Origin of the sequence: Asticcacaulis sp. AND118 (assembly GCF_020535245.1) — a bacterium.
Taxonomy (GTDB): Bacteria; Pseudomonadota; Alphaproteobacteria; order Caulobacterales; family Caulobacteraceae; genus Asticcacaulis.
In genome coordinates, this window is record NZ_CP084910.1 from 666,603 (window position 1) to 682,015 (window position 15,413).

Below are 15,413 nucleotides of genomic sequence, written 5' to 3' on the forward strand. Positions count from 1 at the left end.
TTCGAGCTAGAGAAATGAAATTGCGACTGGAGCTTCAGCAATTTCAAATGTCATCAGTATTGAGGCGGCGTGACAAAGGGCCTCGAATAAATCAATCAAATTCAATGAATTGACCAAGGTGACCGAATCGGGCACGCAGAAAATTGTGGCGGATTGAAATTGTCAATTGCGCCGTTTAAAATTTCATGTGAATAATTTTCGGATTAACCATTGGCATGGCAAGTCCGATCCCACCGCCTTTGCGGTTGGTTACGACAGGGCCAGCGGGGGCGCGCGTGTCGAAAAAAGACTTCATCATCGGCGTGTTTGAAGACGACTTCATCCGCTACCTGACCGAGATCAAGAACGATCGCTCCGTCCCCGATGACGAGGTGAGATACGTGCACAACTATTTCATCGACAGGTTGACGCATAGCCGGGATCGGCCCCGGATTTACGCCAATCACGAGAGTTTAAGCGATAGGATGGTTAATATTTCGTTAACGGCCGCCGGCTCTCAGAATGGTGGTGAAACGAAAAAGACTGAGGCCCGCAAGAACGCGATCGTAACCTTGCTGGCGTCTGGGCCGGGGCCGTTCTCACTGGACGACGTTATGGCGGACCTCAAGGACAAGCGCCTTGTCGAAGAAAAGCAGCGCAACACCATCATCTCGGCCCTGCGCCGCATGCGGACCGAAGCCAAACTGATCGATAGCCCGACCGATGGCGAGTATGTGCTGACGGCGGTCGGTCGTGCGCTGTTCGAGCAACTGTCTTCGCAGTCGTCCGGGCAATGAGGGGTGATGGCACATGGACACGAGTTTTCCCCCGTCCGGCCCACCGCCCTTGAAGCCACCTCCCCTTGCGGGGGTGGGCAAAGGCCGTGACGATAGTAGACGTAATGCCGCTCCGACGCCGGTGTTGAAGCGCACGCCCAAGCCCAAAGTGCGGCCCGCCAAGAAAGGGGCTGGTCCAGATGCACATGCCAACGCCCGGAACGCCGCGGCAGCTGAGGAAGTCGATGCTGACGTGGCCAGCCATGCCTCGGACGCAAGCGCTGCCAGTCTGGCAGAATTTGTTATTCGTGAGAAGCTTCGTCTGGAGTCGGACAAGGCGGCTTCAGAGCGAAAAAATGAGGCGGTCGCGCGTACGCTTTTGAGGGCAAAGGTAGCGCAAGACTTAGCCGGTCAGAAGGCTCGCGATGACGCGCAGGCCGCACTTGCCGCACAGGATCTGCGTCACAAGAATATTTTGTTTTACGTGACGACTACCAGCGCAGTTTTCTGCGGCATCTTCCTACTCTGTTACGTGAGACCAGTGCTGGCCGCAATGCCGGGCTATCTCCAGAAAAGCGAGGTCGCGGGGTTTCTGGGCATCATGTTCTTGATACTTTCTCTGTTCAATATCGTGTTTGCGACCATCAACCGACGGGGAATTGTCCGCATCGATCAAGTTCTGGCTTCACTTGTAGAATTGGTGAAGAAGGGCGGCGGTAAGTAACGGCTTCCGATCGCTTACCAAGGGACGGCTTGGAGATCGTCCAATGTCATGTCGTTGGCTTCCCTCATATAGCGATCGAAAGACCCGCCGAGGTAAAGCCCATCGGCTGCGAGAACCGGATCAGTACGGAAGGTGTGCCCGAGCACGCTGTGATAGGTTGGGCGACCAGTGAAGTCCGCGTCCCTTCTCGGCAGCCACAGCGGCGAGCAGAAGAACGCGTGGAGCCGGTTGAGGTCATCAAAGCCATGTGTCGCCGCTGCCAGAACGGAAGACGGTACGATCGGTATGGATTTCGGTCGGTCGGAGGGCAGACCGGCGAACCCTTCGACGGCCACTATCGCATGAATGCGCCATCCGTCGCCGGTGCAAGAAAGACGTTTCAGGACCTCGGCCAGCTTCTTCTCGCACGCAGTGAGCTTGCGTTGCGCTTGCGTCGTTTTTTCGAGGACGGCCTTCTGCTTGTTGTGGATCTCCTTGATGCTGCCGGGCGTCAAGACCCAGCGCAGTTCAGCCAGAAGGATCGTCTTATTGGCATCATCGATGAGTACTAGATCGATTTGCTCCTTAGCCAGCTTGATGTCCGTCACCAGGCGGAAGGGCTTTGTTGCGGAGCCGTCGACAAGCCTGCTGGTCATCTGCAACTCGAACACATGTGAACGCTTGTGGAAGTCGTCCGGGTCAAGCCGGATGTGCAAGCTCATTTGATTGCGTGGCCAGGCATTTGTGAGGATCACCGTTCCGGGAACGGCGATCTGAGTTTGGCTTACGGGAATGAGTGGCTGAAGCGCAGGGTCGGGAGAGTTCGTCTTGTGGCCGTATGTCAGAGCTTCCGTAATGAGGCTGACCTCGTTTGCATCAAGACCTGAGAGTTGCGCGATCTTGGAGTTTAGGTTGGAAGGCTCGATGAGAAGGCAGGCGTTGTGCTCGCAAAGTTGCGTTGCGCCGATCCGATGGGCGCCCCAAAAGACGGCGATGAGGTGATAGATGCAAAGGGTGAACAGGGCGCTGTGGTAGCGGCTGACGTTTTCGATTGAGCCCCAAGGGTAGACCCATCCGGTGGTTGGATACACAGACTGGCTGTGGAAGTAGCCGTAGATCTCGGCCGCGACCTCGGAATCGAGTTCGTAACTCAGTTCAGAACCACTTGCGGATACCTGGGGGGCGATCTTCTGGCAAAGGACGCTCCAGTCGATCGGTGTGTCCTCAAAAACAATGGCGTCTGGTCCGAATAGGACGGCGATCATATCCCAGATAGGCGTGAAGCCAGGTGCCTGAAGCGGCAAAATCCGTTGTAAGGCCCAATACTGCTGATCGCGTTCCGGCCAACGTGTTTCCAGGATGTGGGAGCCCTCCCGGCGCCAGAAGGTCGTTGATCGCGCCTTCGCTGGGGCGAACAGCCAGTAGGCCTGAGCGTATTCCAGGCTGCGACGACGGAGAGTCTCTGCAAGCTGACCGTTGAACACCTGGTGGGTGACCGACACCTGAGGCTGTTTGGGCAATTTCCGCGCTATGAGGGCGAGCGCGAGCTCCATGGCCAATTTCACGCTATCGAGTTCGGCGATCAGGTGGCTTTGATCCCCCAGATCGGAGCCTTGGTCGAAGGCCCGTAAACAAGCAAAGACGCTGTAGATTTCGACGAACTGGCAAAACTGCCAGCAGGCGTCCATTGAATTATCGGCAATCAAAGGCGTCTTTGCGTAGGCGTCGTGGATGGCGGCCTCGATCGCAGCGAACTCCCCCTGGGAAATCAATTGTGCGTCGTCATGATCGGTAGGCGACATGATCAGACCTGTTGAAAGTCAGAGGGTGTCAGGTCGAACACAGACCGGAAAATCTTCGTCTGGTAGGCCTTGTCCAGTCCGGCTTGCTTGGCGAGGTTCCCGAATTGCTTTTCGGCCACCATGATATCCGCGAGCGGCAGGACGGTGGCGAAGGCGTTCATGTCGCGCAGGTCGTTTTCGGTGAGCGCCCGCGCCTGATCCTCCAGGCGAACCGCGATTTCGCGCTCTGTGTTCAGGACCGGAATGTCATTGATTATCGCTTTGGTTAGGGAGGCACCGATGTCGGTTACCCGATGCCATTGCAGGCCAAGCGATCGGCCGGTAGCGAGCAAGACGTCCATTACGTCTATCACCATGACCGCACTGTAAGCGCGTCTTCGCACGGCGAGTGTTTCCTGCGCTACGGCGGCGCGGCGCCCTTCTATGTTGGAAATGAGCGAATTCGACATGGCCGTATAGAACTGTACGCCTTCACGCCGGTTCTGGTCGTCGCGGCCCGCCAGATAGTCAAAAAGCATCTCCGCGGGTTTCGAGCGGATGTGGTTTAGAACCTTGTCGGAGATGGTCATTCCGAAGGTTTCCGGCGTATAGTCGGCAACTGCCTCAAAGAAGATGTCGGAGAGATACCAGTCGGGAGACGGGGGGACGCGTTCAATCCCCATCCTATCGGCAAGGTAAGACGAAAGGGTTTCCGTCAAAATGCGGCGCCGCCCTCTGAAAACGCGCCCACCGCTAAGGCTTGCCTGCGTCAGCGCCAGATTGAGGCGTTGCTGCGGGACGTTCACTTTCATCGTTTCGTACTGATTGGTGAAACTCAACGGTGTGCGAATGGAGCCGGCTTCCACCGCCTGTCCGATCATGACGAGGGCGGCGTGTTCGCGCGGGTAGGTGGTCTTGTCCCAGGCGCCTTTTGCAAGGGCCACCCAAGCGTTCTGATCCAGATAAATCGTCTTGGTCATGCCGTCGCCTTCTCACCTGGCGCTGATGTCGCCGTCCTTATCGAAATAGGGGGTAAGCCCGATCTTGGTGAGGAGGTGGATGGCGAGTGGCAGGGCGTAATCTTTTAGATGGCGGTAGTCCGGCTCGGCAATGACGGCCATGCGCATAACCAGTTCGATGGGCAGGTGCCAGTAGGTGGGGTGCGTCACGTGGCTATGCCTGGACAGCGCGAGCGCGACGATCGTTAGGGCCTTGTTGGTTTCGGGCGCCAGGTGATCGATCGGTTGGGTGACCAGAACGTCTCGCTCAAGGGCAGAGGCCGCGAGTTTAGGATTTTTCCCTCGCGCCTTCAGAGCGGCTTTTAAATCGTCGCGGCTACCGCAGACGAGTTCCTCCCCTTTACCCAGATCCAGTACGTAGCGGGTTTCGATATGGCTGAAGCCAACGTGGTTTGGAATAATCATGCCGCAACTGTCGGTGATTCCCCGGGGGGACACAAGGAATGCGATAGGCTCAATGCCGCCCGCATTCCTACTTTCCGAGCCCTTACTCCCCCATTCGGAAGTCTTTGATGCTTTCTTTCGTCAGCGCCATCGAGTCAAACACGGCGGAGGTTCCATCCCCGACAGGCGATTGGGTGCTGATACCCGTCCAGAGCTTGGCCGGGTAGTCGTTCTTGAACAGGCGAACGAGTTGCCAGGTCTTTTGGTCGGCGGAGTAGTAGATTCCGACGGTCTTCGTATCCGAGGATATTTTGAGGTAGAGGGCGCTGGCAGGTGCGATGTCATGGTTGTTGTCGTCGGAGGTGCCGGTGGTCCGGACCGTGACAACGCGGATGCTTTTTCGTTCATCCCGTTCCATCGCCACTTTCAGCCAGAGATCGTCGCGCGCCCAGAGGTAAAGCGTGCCCGCGTCATAGGTTTCATGAAAAGTCGGTTTGACGCGCGCGACGAAGGTGAAGGGTTTCGTATTGTCGATCTCGGCCAAAAGGATTGGGGCCGTATTGTTGGAGAGCTTGCCATCCGGGTCGCGAAAGTTATCGCGTTTGGCCTGGCTGGTCAGGGTGATGACGTCACCGGCCACTTTCGCTTCTTTCTCCGCTCCATTCAGTGCACGGCTAAACACGATACCGGGCAGGCGCATGGAGATGGCTTTTTCGCCGAGATCCTGAGCGTGGCTTGAGCCACCTGCGAGAAGGCCGACGGCGAGGGTTGCTGCGGCGATTTTTTTCATTCGAGCGGTTCCTTCTGGTGAGATTATCAGGGTCAGGCGAGGTAACTCTGGCCCTTTGAGGGTACGCGTAACTTAGTGGGGAAATGCGAGGTTCATGGGTTTCAAGAGCATCCAGATCGCCATTGCGACCATCATGAGATTTTCTGTCAGGGAGATGAAACCCAGCGGCACATTGCTGTCGCCGCCAACGCAGGCGCATTTCAGTTTGCGCTTATCGATGTAGACGGCTTTGAACACCGATACGGCGCCTACGGTCCCGATGAAAAGGGCGACCGGGACGGAGAGCCACATCAGAGCGCCCGCCAGCATGAGAATGCCGGCGATGGCCTCTGCAAACGGATAGATGTAGGCGTACCTGACCCACTTTTTGGCCAATAGGTCGTAGTTGAGGAACATGGTCGCAAAGCTCTCCACGTCCTTCAGCTTCTGTAAAGCCAGTAGGCACATGGCGATCGAAATGAACCATTCGGCGGTCTGGACGGTGAGAGGTTGTGAGGTCGTCGCCCAGGTGCCCGCTATCGCCATCGCCGCTGCCATGGCGAACAAGGCGATGACGGGTGTGTAGGTCACCGCATCCTTGTCCCGTACCCTCACACCGAAGAAGACACGCAAGTCGTCAAACCCTCCAATCCGCCGGCCCTCGATGAAGGCCTGAGGCGTGGTTTTGACGCCGTGCTGCGCCTTGAAAGCGTCGGTTTCATCGCGGCTTGTCAGATGGTGATCGTCGACCCGGTAGCCCTTACGTTTCAACAGGTCGAGGGCTTTCAGGCCGTATGGACAGGTGTGGTCCGGCATGACCATCCGGTAAAGCTCAGCACGCTTATTCGCATTTGACGGCATGGGTCTCATCCCTTTCGTTAACGCAGTGTGGCGAAGACGCCCTCGGGCGATGAATACACGCTAGAACCAAGCTCGGATGCCAACGACGAAACTGGTAGACGAAGTGTGCTCACCAGCGGCGCGCGCATAGTCGGCCGTGTCGCCATATTTTTGCTCCCACGTCACGCCGATGTACGGGGCAAACTCCCGTTTGATCTCGTAGCGCAGACGCAGACCAATCTCGCTGCTGACCAGGCCCGCCCCCATGTGTTCCAGCGGGAGATCTTCGGCCGAAAAATTCACCTCTGCCCGTGGCTGCAATATGAGCTTCTGGGTTATGCGCTGGTCGTAGTAGCCTTCGAGCCGGGCGGACAGGTCTCCATCTTCGGACAGGAAGGCCGCGCCCTCCACCTCGAACCAGTAGGGTGCCAAACCTTCAAAGCCGACAGTGGCGTAGGTCTTCGACGGTCGGGGACGCACATCGTGGCGGACGCCTGCCTGTAGGTTGAAGTAGGGACCGATGGCGCGGCTGTACAAAGCCTGAACCTCCGCAGCTTCAAGGCCTTCTCCGCGTACACCTTCAAGCGACGCCTTCAGGGTCAGCCGGTGGATGTCTCCGCCGAACCAGCCTTCTCCCTCCAGGGCGTACCCGTCAGACCCGTCGCGGAACTGCGCTTCAGCCGTGTCGATCATGACCTGGCTGTAGCTCATGCCCCCGTGCTCTTTCATCATGCCGTCGCGGACCGGTTTCATGGCGTCGGCACCCCAGTAGCTGTCGGCATATGTGGCGGGTGACGGCGCGGGTGCGGGCGCGTTGCCGGCGGGCAGCGCTGTGCCGCCCGATCCGTGATTCGTGGGCATTTCCATCGGCGATGTGCGGGGCGGCTTGGAGGTGCAGTGCCCCATCGCCTCGTGTTCGGGCGCGCAATTGCTATCGGCGGCCCCTGCATCGTGCGGCGCCAGCTCATTCGGACTTTCGACTGGCGCTGCGAGGACGCAGTGTCCCATCGCCGCGTGTTCCGCCGAACAGCCGGTAGACGGGGCTACCTTCTCCGTCTTCGCTTCCGTCGCATCGGGAGACGGTTCGACGGTGCAGTGCCCCATGGCCGCATGTTCCGCGGAGCAGGTCGCGGCAGGCTTGGGCTTCGTTGCTTCCGCCTTCTCAGGCTTCGTCGCGTCGTGGTGAGTCCCGTGCTGGCCGTGGCCTGCCATTTGGGCGTAGGCGGGTGTTGTGAGGGCCAGGGCTGTGCCGAGCGCTAAGAGCGAGTAGAGTCTCATTGGGCGTCTCCCCCTCGTGGACGGACGGTGACGACCTGCATCATGCCGGCGTGCATATGGTAGAGCATGTGGCAGTGGAACGCCCAGTCTCCGACGGCGTCCATGGTGACGTCGAAGGTCACCGTTCCGCCCGGCTGGACCTGAACCGTGTGCTTGCGCGGAGCGTACTCGCCGTGGCCTGTGACCAGCTCGAAGAAGTGCCCGTGCAGGTGAATGGGATGTCCCATCATCGTATCGTTGACGAGGGTTATGCGAACGCGCTCATCCTTCAAAAAGGGAATGGGCGCTTTTACTTCGCTGAGTTTCACCCCGTCGAAGGCCCACATGTAGCGTTCCATGTTACCGGTCAGGTGAATTTGCATCGAACGGTCTGGGGCGCGGACGTCGGGATTGCGCTCGACGGCCATGAGGTCGCGATACACCAGCACCTTATGGCCGACATCCTCAAGTCCCTGACCCGGCTCACCGGTCCGGTCCATTGGCATTGGCGAAATTGACTGAACCGTTGGGGTGTCGGCTACGCCCGGCGCGAGCGACATGTCTCGCATCGAGTGCTCCATCTTACCGGCGGGGTGACCGTCTGACGCGGGCTTGCAGTGTCCCATCGCGGCATGCTCGGGCGGGCAGGGGTCTTGAGCCGAAGGGGCGGCCGCACCGTTGCTGTGGTTCATCTCCGCCATTGGCATATCGCCATGGTCCATGCCGCCCATGCCCATATCCGTCATATCGGCCAGGGGGCGTTTCCGCAGCGGCGGAACTTCCGCAGCCATGCCTTCTCGCGGCGCGAGCGTGGCGCGGGCCATGCCAGAGCGATCGACCGTTTCACCGACGATGGTGTAGGCCCGATCGTCATTGGGTTCGACGATGACATCATAGGTTTCGGCGACCGCGACCTGTATTTCGTCGACGGTCACCGGGCGCACCGGCAAGCCATCGGCCTGCACGACGGTCAGGTTGAGGCCCGGTATCCGGAAATTGAAGGTTGTCATGGCCGATGCGTTGACAATCCTGAGCCGGACGCGCTCGCCGGGCGTAAAGAGTCCTGTCCAGTTGTCTCTGGGGCCGTGCCCATTGACAAGGTAGGTGTAGGTTGACCCCGTCACATCCGACACGTCGGTTGGGTCCATGCGCATGGCGCCCCATTCGACGCGGTCTTTTAGAGGCTGGTCTTTGCCTTTGAGCAGGTCGGACAAGGTCTGCTTCTGGTAATTGAAGTAGCCGCCCTGCTGTTTCAGCTTCTGAAAAATGATATGCGGGTGGAGCGGGCTATGATCCGAGAGCACGATGACGTGCTCTCGGTCGGATTGGATCGGGTCCTCCCCCGCCGGGTCGATGACGATCGGGCCGTAATGGCCGAGTTGTTCCTGCAGGCCCGAATGGCTGTGATACCAGTAGGTCCCGGACTGAACGACGGGGAACTCGTAGACAAAGGTGGTGTGGGGTTTGATGCCGGGGAAGCTGATGCCAGGGACGCCATCCATCTGGAACGGCAATATGAGGCCGTGCCAGTGAATCGAGCTGTCTTCGTCGAGGGTGTTTTCGACATGCAGGCGCACGGTCTGACCTTCGCGCAGGCGAACGAGGGGAGCGGGGATCGTGCCGTTGACACCAATGGCGTGGCTCTGTTTGCCGTCGATCGTCATCATCTGATGGGCGATTTTCAGGTGAATATCGTTGCCGCTGACCGTAGGGAGCGGGCGAACAATACCGGCTGAGACGGGCTGAGCCCAAGCCGGGTACCAGGCGGCGAGAGCCGCAGTGCCGCCGGTAACAGCGGCGCCGCGCAGAAAAGCGCGGCGGTCCAATGAGGTGGTCATGGTGTGTGTCGTTGCCTGTTGGCGAGTAAAACGACCAATGTTCTAAACCTTGTCACGATGGTAAGGTCAAGGCAGTATATCGCTATTTTTATTGATATTTTTTGCTTGAACTGTCGGTGGTGATGGGCTGAATATTGGGCCTTATTCAAAGGCTTGAGAGACTCTTCAATCGTGCCGCGGCTGGCGGCGCGCTTTGACTGCGAGGCGCGCGCTTATCGCCAATGGAGGGACACATGAACATCGGGCAAGTGGCGAAGGCGTCGGGTGTATCGGCAAAGATGATCCGTTACTACGAACGCAACGGACTGATTTCACCCGCCGAGCGCTTGCAGTCGGGATACAGGGATTACTCGAACCGGGACGTGCAGGTTCTGCAGTTCATCCGACGCGCGCGCGATCTCGGGTTTTCCGTGGCGGAGATCAGCACCTTGTTGGGACTGTGGAGCGATGAGCACCGCCAGAGTGCGGATGTAAAGCGACTGGCTCAGACGCATATCTCCGACTTGCACCAGCGAATTCAGAATTTGGAACAGATGGCCAGGACCTTGCAGGAATTGGTCGGGTGCTGTGCGGGGGACGACCAGCCGAACTGTCCGATTATCGCCAATCTCGAAAAGCCCCTGGTCGGGGCCGAGGTCGAAGGGCAGCCGGACAGCCTGACGCGGTTGCGCGATCTGTCACCAGCGACCCGCCGGTCCTGAACCCAACTCAGCCTCAGTGGTCGTGATCACCTTCCTGGATGTGGGCGATCATGTCGAGCAGCATGCCACTGACGTGACTGTCGTCGATTTCATAGAAAACCTGGCGGCTCTGCCGTTGCCACTTTACCAGACGTGCGCCGCGCAGGAGCCGGAGATGGTGGCTTACCAGTGACTGAGACAGTTCGAGGGTTTCGGCGATGTCGGTCACCGATTTCGGGCCGTCGATCGTAAATGCCAAGATCTTCAGCCTGCTGGGGTCTCCCAGCAGGCGAAAGGTCTCGGCAAGAAGCGTCAGGTCGTCAGACGAGAGCGCGTGGGGTTTGATTCCGGGGTTTGCTTTTGGATTTTGCAATCCGGTCTCCTGAAGGGTTTGCGCTTTAGTGCGCGTGCACGCATCCGGACGCAGGTTGCGCTGCCGGTTTTTCCAGACTGCAGCTTGCATTGCCTTTCCAGTCAATGGCAACGGTTGGATGCTCGATGCTGAATTTAGATGTGAGTTCGTGCTCCACCTGTTCAACAAGTGCCCTCAGATCGGCGCCGGCTTTCGGCTGTACGTGCAGGGTCGCGAGGGTGCGCGCCGAGGTGATCTGCCAGACGTGGATATGGCTGACGCGTTGCAGGCTGGGGACGGTCTTTTCAAGGTGCTCGGTAACCGCCGCAGCCGTGGCGTTCTTCGGCGCTCCTTCCAGCAGGATGTGAAGGGTGCGTTTCAGCAGGCTCCAAGCGCTGCGGAGCACCAGCAGGGAGACGAGAACGGAGAGGATCGGATCGATCGGGGTCCAGTCGGTCAGCCAGATGACAATTGCGGCAATGATGGCGCCGATGGAGCCGAGAAGATCGCCCATGACGTGGAGAATGGCGCCCTTGACATTGACGTGGTCGGTATCGCCGCGCGTCAGGTACCAAAGCACCAGAACGTTCACCAGCATCCCGACGACGGCCACACCGAACATCGGGCCTGCGAGGACCGGTTGGGGGCTCTGGAACCGTTCGATGGCTTCGTAGATGATCCAGCCCACGATGGCGAAGAGGGTCAGTGCATTGATCAGGCCGGCAATGACTTCGAAGCGCATGTAACCGAAGGTACGTTTGCCGTCTGCCGCCCGGCGACCCAAGCGGAAGGCCAGATAGGCGAGACCGAGCGCGAGCGCGTCTGTCATCATATGTCCGGCGTCGGCAAGAAGGGCGAGGGAGCCGGAGATGTAACCGCCTATGACTTCAACGATCATGAAGCCAAAGATGATGAAGAACGAGATCAGGATCTTGTGTTCGTTGTCTTTGGAGACCGCGGGAACGTGAGAATGGTCATGATCGCCGTGACCGTGATCGCCGTGGCCGGCGTGGTTATGGCCTGAATGATCATGGCCAGAGTGTTTATGGCTGGAGTGATCATGACCTGAGTGGCCATGACCTCCGTGGTGGTCGTGTGAATTCGACATGAAGGTTCATCCTATAGATATGAACATATGAATACATATTCATATATTGGTTTGTCAAACGGAGTCTCGCACTCCGTTTTAGGGAAGGCGGTGGTCTGTGCGGGTTATCTGCCGACCGCGCCTTTTCGAGGCGCCAGCGACATATGTTCGTTGGCCTGGTCTGTCTCGAGCCGTTGAAGGATTGGACAGTCCGGCCGGTCGTCGTGCTGACAGGAGTTGGCGAGTGTTTTCAGCGTATTGGCCATATCCTGAAGGTCTTTGATCTTTTCCTCCAGCGTCTGGATATGCTCGCGGGCGATCCGGTGGACCTCCGCGCTTTGGCGGGACTGATCTCGCCAGAGACCGAGCAGGTCGTTGATGTCGGCGACGGAAAAGCCGAGGTCTCTCGATCGGCGAATGAAACGCAACATGTGAACGTCAGAGTTCGAGTAGTCCCGGTATCCGGACTCCTTGCGGTCAGCGGCCGGGATCAGGCCCGTGTCTTCGTAGTAGCGGATCATCTTTGCGGAAATGCCGGACGCCTTTGCCGCTTGTCCGATATTCATTGCGTATCTCCTTAGGAGAGGCCGGCCCCGGATAGGGCCGGTCCCGATTGTCAGGCTTGAAGCTTAAAGCGGCGTAACCTGAGGGCATTGCCCAGAACGAACACGCTGGAGAGTGCCATCGCGCCCGCGGCGAACACGGGTGATAGCAGGATGCCGAAGGCCGGATAGAGGGCGCCGGCGGCGACGGGAATCAGCGCGACGTTGTAGGCAAAGGCCCAGAACAGGTTCTGGCGGATGTTTCCGATCGTGGCCTTTGATAGGGCGATCGCGGTTGGGACACCTTGGAGGCTTCCGGACATTAGCACGACATCCGCGGCTTCGATGGCGATGTCGGTCCCGGTGCCGATCGCCAGTCCGACGTCGGCGGCGGCGAGTGCCGGCGCGTCATTGATACCGTCGCCGACGAAGGCGGTCTTGCCGTAGGTGGCTTTCAGGCGACGGATGGCATCGACTTTTCCGTCCGGCAGGACTTCCGCAACGACTTCATCGATGCCAAGGCGTTGGGCAATCGCAGTGGCTGTGCGCGCATTGTCGCCGGTGATCATCGCGACCTTCAGGCCGAGGGCATGCAGCGCTTTGATGGCTTCAGGCGTTGTCGGTTTGATCGGGTCGGCGACGGCCACAATGGCGGCGAGGCGGCCGTCGATCGCGGCGTAGAGCGGTGACTTTCCCTCTGCGCCCAGCCGAGTTGCGGTTGAGGCAAAAGCAGAGACGTCATGTCCGAGCGACTTCATGTAACGGTCCGCGCCGATCTCAACGCTCACGCCGTCTGCCTTGGCGCGTACGCCGAAGCCAGTTACCGACTCGAAATCCGTAATCGTCGGCAGCTCGAGGGCCTCGGCTTCCGCGGCCTCCACAATTGCGCGGGCAATCGGGTGCTCGGATTTGGCCTCCACCGCGGCGATTTGCGCCAGCACCTCACGCCCCTTAAAGCCGCCGGTCACTTCCATATCGGTCAGTGACGGCTTACCTTCGGTGAGCGTGCCGGTCTTGTCGAGCGCGACCACCTGCGAGTCTTTGAGGAGTTGCAAGGCTTCCCCCTTACGGAAGAGCACGCCCAGTTCCGCGCCTCGACCCGTACCGACCATGATCGACGTTGGCGTCGCCAGACCCATGGCGCAGGGGCAGGCGATGATCAGCACCGCGACCGCGTTAATGAGGGCGAAGGTAAGGGCGGGGGAGGGACCGAAGATGAGCCAGGTTGTGAAGGTAAGCGCAGCGACTGCCATAACGGCAGGTACGAACCACATGGTGACCTTATCGACCATCGCCTGAATGGGCAGCTTGGAGCCCTGGGCGTCTTCGACCATCCGGATAATCTGCGAGAGCAGGGTGCCGCCTCCGACCGCGGTCGCCGTAAAGGCAAACGCGCCTTTTTGGTTCACCGTGCCGCCCACGACGTCTGCGCCTTCGCTCTTGGCGACGGGGATGGGTTCGCCGGTGATCATGCTTTCATCGACGTAACTTGAGCCTTCGACAACGCGGCCGTCAACGGGAATGCGCTCGCCGGGGCGAACCTCGATAACGTCGCCCAGGGTGACGGCATCGATGGCGATGTCTGTGGTGACGCCGTTTCGGCGCACTCTGGCGGTTTTGGCTTGCAGGCCGACCAGACGCTTGATGGCTTCAGAAGTGCGGCCTTTGGCACGCGCTTCCAGCACGCGTCCCAGAAGGATCAGGGTGACGATGACCGCCGCGGCCTCATAGTAGACATTGACCGTCTCCGCGGGGAGGAGGAACGGGGCGAAGGTGGCGACGAGGGAGTAGCTGTAGGCCGCCAAAGACCCTACGGCGACCAGCGAATTCATATCCGGGGCCAGGCGGGCCAGCGCCGGTAGACCTTTGCGGTAAAAGCGCAATCCCGGGATAAACAGGACGAGGGTCGTCAGGATGAACTGAATGTACCAGCTCGCCTGCATGCCGATCGTCGTCATTATGAAGCCGTGCACCGCCGGGATCATATGCGACCCCATTTCCATGACGAAAACGGGGGCCGTCAGAACGGCGGCGATGGTGAAGGCGCGCGTTAGCTCGCGCAATTCGACATCCTTTTTCTCGGCGGCCTGAGTGTGGTCCGCCTGAGAGGTATCGATGGGGGCCGCGCCGTAACCAACGCCTTCGACGGCGGAGATCAGCGCATCCATTCGGGCTGTCCCCTGGATGGTGGCGCGCTCGGTGGCCAGATTGACATTCGCCACGGAAACGCCCGGCACTGCCTTCAAGGCCTTCTCGACACGACCGACGCACGACGCACAGGTCATGCCCTCAATGGCGAGTTCGACAGTTTCGGAAGGAACAGTATAGCCGACGCCTTCAATGGCGCCGATCAGCGACGCGCGGTCAACCGACGGGCTGGCCGTGATGCTGGCGCGCTCGGTCGCCAGATTGACGGACACCGTCTCCACACCTGGGACGGCTTTCAGGGCTTTTTCAACGCGACCGACGCAGGATGCGCATGTCATCCCCTCGACCGGTAGGGTCGTAACTTCAGAGCCAACGCTGTTTACGCGGATGGGAGCGTTCATCGCTTCCTCCTTTATTCAATAAAATCAGTCTGGCTCTGGGGATAATCCTTCCCATCGTGGGAAGGTCAAGCGCGTTTTTTTGATTTTCCCTCTTGAGCTTCCAACGGTGTCAAACTCTAGCTTGACCGGCATGAGGTTAGCAAAAGGAGGATCTCATGCAGTTTCACATCGATGATATGACTTGCGGCGGATGTGCAAGATCCGTCTCCCGCGCCATTGTCGCGCTGGATTCCGAGGCCCAGGTGTCCGCTGATACGAAGGCGCGTACCATTGAGGTCGAGACCACTGCGAAGGTCGAGGATATCCAGGCCGCGCTCGCCTCGGCCGGCTTTCCCGCGACAGTGATGTGAGGTGGCGTCATGAAAAACCCAACTCCAGACTTAGTGCACCAAGCGGTTGAAGCCTCGGCTCGGCGGCGTGAGGAAAAAGACGCTCATCAAAGCCATGGAGAGCAGGCCGAGGGTGAACGCGTCGTACAAAACGCATCAACAGAAGCCTTCAAGGCCATCAATCACCGCATGCACGGCGAGATGTCGATCCCCTTTAGCGGCGATGCGGATGTCGATTTCATGCGCGGCATGATCCCGCACCACATGGGCGCCGTGGAGATGGCGCGCGTCGTGCTTGAACACGGCTCTGACCCTGAAGTTAAGGCTCTGGCCGAGGCTGTTATTTCAGCTCAGGAGCGTGAAATCGAGATGATGCGCCGGTGGCTCGAATCCCGGAGCCTGTAAGCACCAAGGAACCGCCATCTGACCAAGGCGAAACTCGCGAGGATGTTCTGCATCCTCGCATTTTTTTTATCTGGGTGCCTCGGCGCTCGCGCGGGGGGGTATAAAACTGAATATATTCAATGC

The 15,413-nt window shown here is 59.1% G+C and carries 16 protein-coding genes; 5 read left to right on the top strand and 11 right to left on the bottom strand.

Features of this window, described 5'->3' with window-relative positions:
• Positions 1 to 275 precede the first annotated feature (275 nt).
• Together LH365_RS03160 and LH365_RS03165 are read left to right on the top strand one after the other, a co-directional pair.
• Entirely contained in the window at positions 276 to 776 is a 501-nt protein-coding gene (locus tag LH365_RS03160) for a hypothetical protein (protein ID WP_226744762.1), read from the top strand.
• Between the two features lie 124 nt (positions 777 to 900).
• Positions 901 to 1,479: a hypothetical protein gene (locus tag LH365_RS03165; protein ID WP_226744763.1), complete on the top strand. Its 579-nt coding sequence runs from the start codon at positions 901 to 903 to the stop codon at positions 1,477 to 1,479.
• Between the two features lie 14 nt (positions 1,480 to 1,493).
• Here the strand turns inward: LH365_RS03165 and LH365_RS03170 are convergent, their stop codons facing one another.
• The 7 genes from LH365_RS03170 to LH365_RS03205 form a co-directional block, all read right to left on the bottom strand.
• Complete coding sequence (locus LH365_RS03170) at positions 1,494 to 3,260, bottom strand: hypothetical protein (RefSeq protein WP_226744764.1); 1,767 nt, start codon at positions 3,258 to 3,260, stop codon at positions 1,494 to 1,496.
• Positions 3,261 to 3,262: 2 nt separating this feature from the next.
• A complete protein-coding gene (locus tag LH365_RS03175; RefSeq protein ID WP_226744765.1) occupies positions 3,263 to 4,219 on the bottom strand; it encodes a hypothetical protein in 957 nt (318 codons plus the stop codon).
• A gap of 12 nt (positions 4,220 to 4,231) precedes the next feature.
• On the bottom strand, positions 4,232 to 4,663 hold the full coding sequence (locus LH365_RS03180) for a hypothetical protein (RefSeq protein WP_226744766.1): 432 nt from the start codon (positions 4,661 to 4,663) through the stop codon (positions 4,232 to 4,234).
• 82 nt (positions 4,664 to 4,745) lie between these two features.
• Positions 4,746 to 5,432, bottom strand: coding sequence for a DUF1349 domain-containing protein (locus LH365_RS03185; RefSeq protein ID WP_226744767.1), 687 nt, complete (start codon positions 5,430 to 5,432; stop codon positions 4,746 to 4,748).
• Between the two features lie 72 nt (positions 5,433 to 5,504).
• A complete protein-coding gene (locus tag LH365_RS18725; protein ID WP_370639737.1) occupies positions 5,505 to 6,272 on the bottom strand; it encodes a MauE/DoxX family redox-associated membrane protein in 768 nt (255 codons plus the stop codon).
• A gap of 60 nt (positions 6,273 to 6,332) precedes the next feature.
• Positions 6,333 to 7,529, bottom strand: coding sequence for a copper resistance protein B (locus LH365_RS03200; RefSeq protein WP_226744768.1), 1,197 nt, complete (start codon positions 7,527 to 7,529; stop codon positions 6,333 to 6,335).
• Positions 7,526 to 9,346, bottom strand: coding sequence for a copper resistance system multicopper oxidase (locus tag LH365_RS03205; RefSeq protein ID WP_226744769.1), 1,821 nt, complete (start codon positions 9,344 to 9,346; stop codon positions 7,526 to 7,528). Before LH365_RS03205 ends, LH365_RS03200 begins: the two co-directional genes overlap by 4 nt.
• A 233-nt stretch (positions 9,347 to 9,579) precedes the next feature.
• On the opposite strand from LH365_RS03205, the gene cueR (LH365_RS03210) reads away from it, so the two are divergent.
• Entirely contained in the window at positions 9,580 to 10,047 is a 468-nt protein-coding gene (gene cueR / locus LH365_RS03210) for a Cu(I)-responsive transcriptional regulator (protein ID WP_226744770.1), read from the top strand.
• 13 nt (positions 10,048 to 10,060) lie between these two features.
• Here the strand turns inward: cueR (LH365_RS03210) and LH365_RS03215 are convergent, their stop codons facing one another.
• From LH365_RS03215 to LH365_RS03230, 4 genes are all read right to left on the bottom strand, one after another.
• Positions 10,061 to 10,489, bottom strand: a complete 429-nt coding sequence (locus LH365_RS03215) for an ArsR/SmtB family transcription factor (protein WP_370639738.1) — start codon at positions 10,487 to 10,489, stop codon at positions 10,061 to 10,063.
• Positions 10,425 to 11,486 carry a cation diffusion facilitator family transporter gene (locus LH365_RS03220; RefSeq protein ID WP_226744771.1) on the bottom strand — a complete coding sequence of 354 codons (1,062 nt, stop codon included), beginning with the start codon at positions 11,484 to 11,486 and terminating at the stop codon, positions 10,425 to 10,427. Before LH365_RS03220 ends, LH365_RS03215 begins: the two co-directional genes overlap by 65 nt.
• A gap of 104 nt (positions 11,487 to 11,590) precedes the next feature.
• Entirely contained in the window at positions 11,591 to 12,031 is a 441-nt protein-coding gene (gene cueR, locus LH365_RS03225) for a Cu(I)-responsive transcriptional regulator (RefSeq protein ID WP_226744772.1), read from the bottom strand.
• A 50-nt stretch (positions 12,032 to 12,081) separates the two neighbouring features.
• Positions 12,082 to 14,556 carry a heavy metal translocating P-type ATPase gene (locus LH365_RS03230; protein ID WP_226744773.1) on the bottom strand — a complete coding sequence of 825 codons (2,475 nt, stop codon included), beginning with the start codon at positions 14,554 to 14,556 and terminating at the stop codon, positions 12,082 to 12,084.
• A gap of 155 nt (positions 14,557 to 14,711) precedes the next feature.
• Between LH365_RS03230 and LH365_RS03235 the strand changes: the two genes are divergently transcribed.
• Both LH365_RS03235 and LH365_RS03240 read left to right on the top strand, forming a co-directional pair.
• Positions 14,712 to 14,906, top strand: coding sequence for a heavy-metal-associated domain-containing protein (locus LH365_RS03235; RefSeq protein ID WP_226744774.1), 195 nt, complete (start codon positions 14,712 to 14,714; stop codon positions 14,904 to 14,906).
• Positions 14,907 to 14,915: 9 nt separating this feature from the next.
• Positions 14,916 to 15,290, top strand: a complete 375-nt coding sequence (locus LH365_RS03240; protein ID WP_226744775.1) for a DUF305 domain-containing protein — start codon at positions 14,916 to 14,918, stop codon at positions 15,288 to 15,290.
• The last annotated feature ends 123 nt before the right edge of the window (positions 15,291 to 15,413 follow it).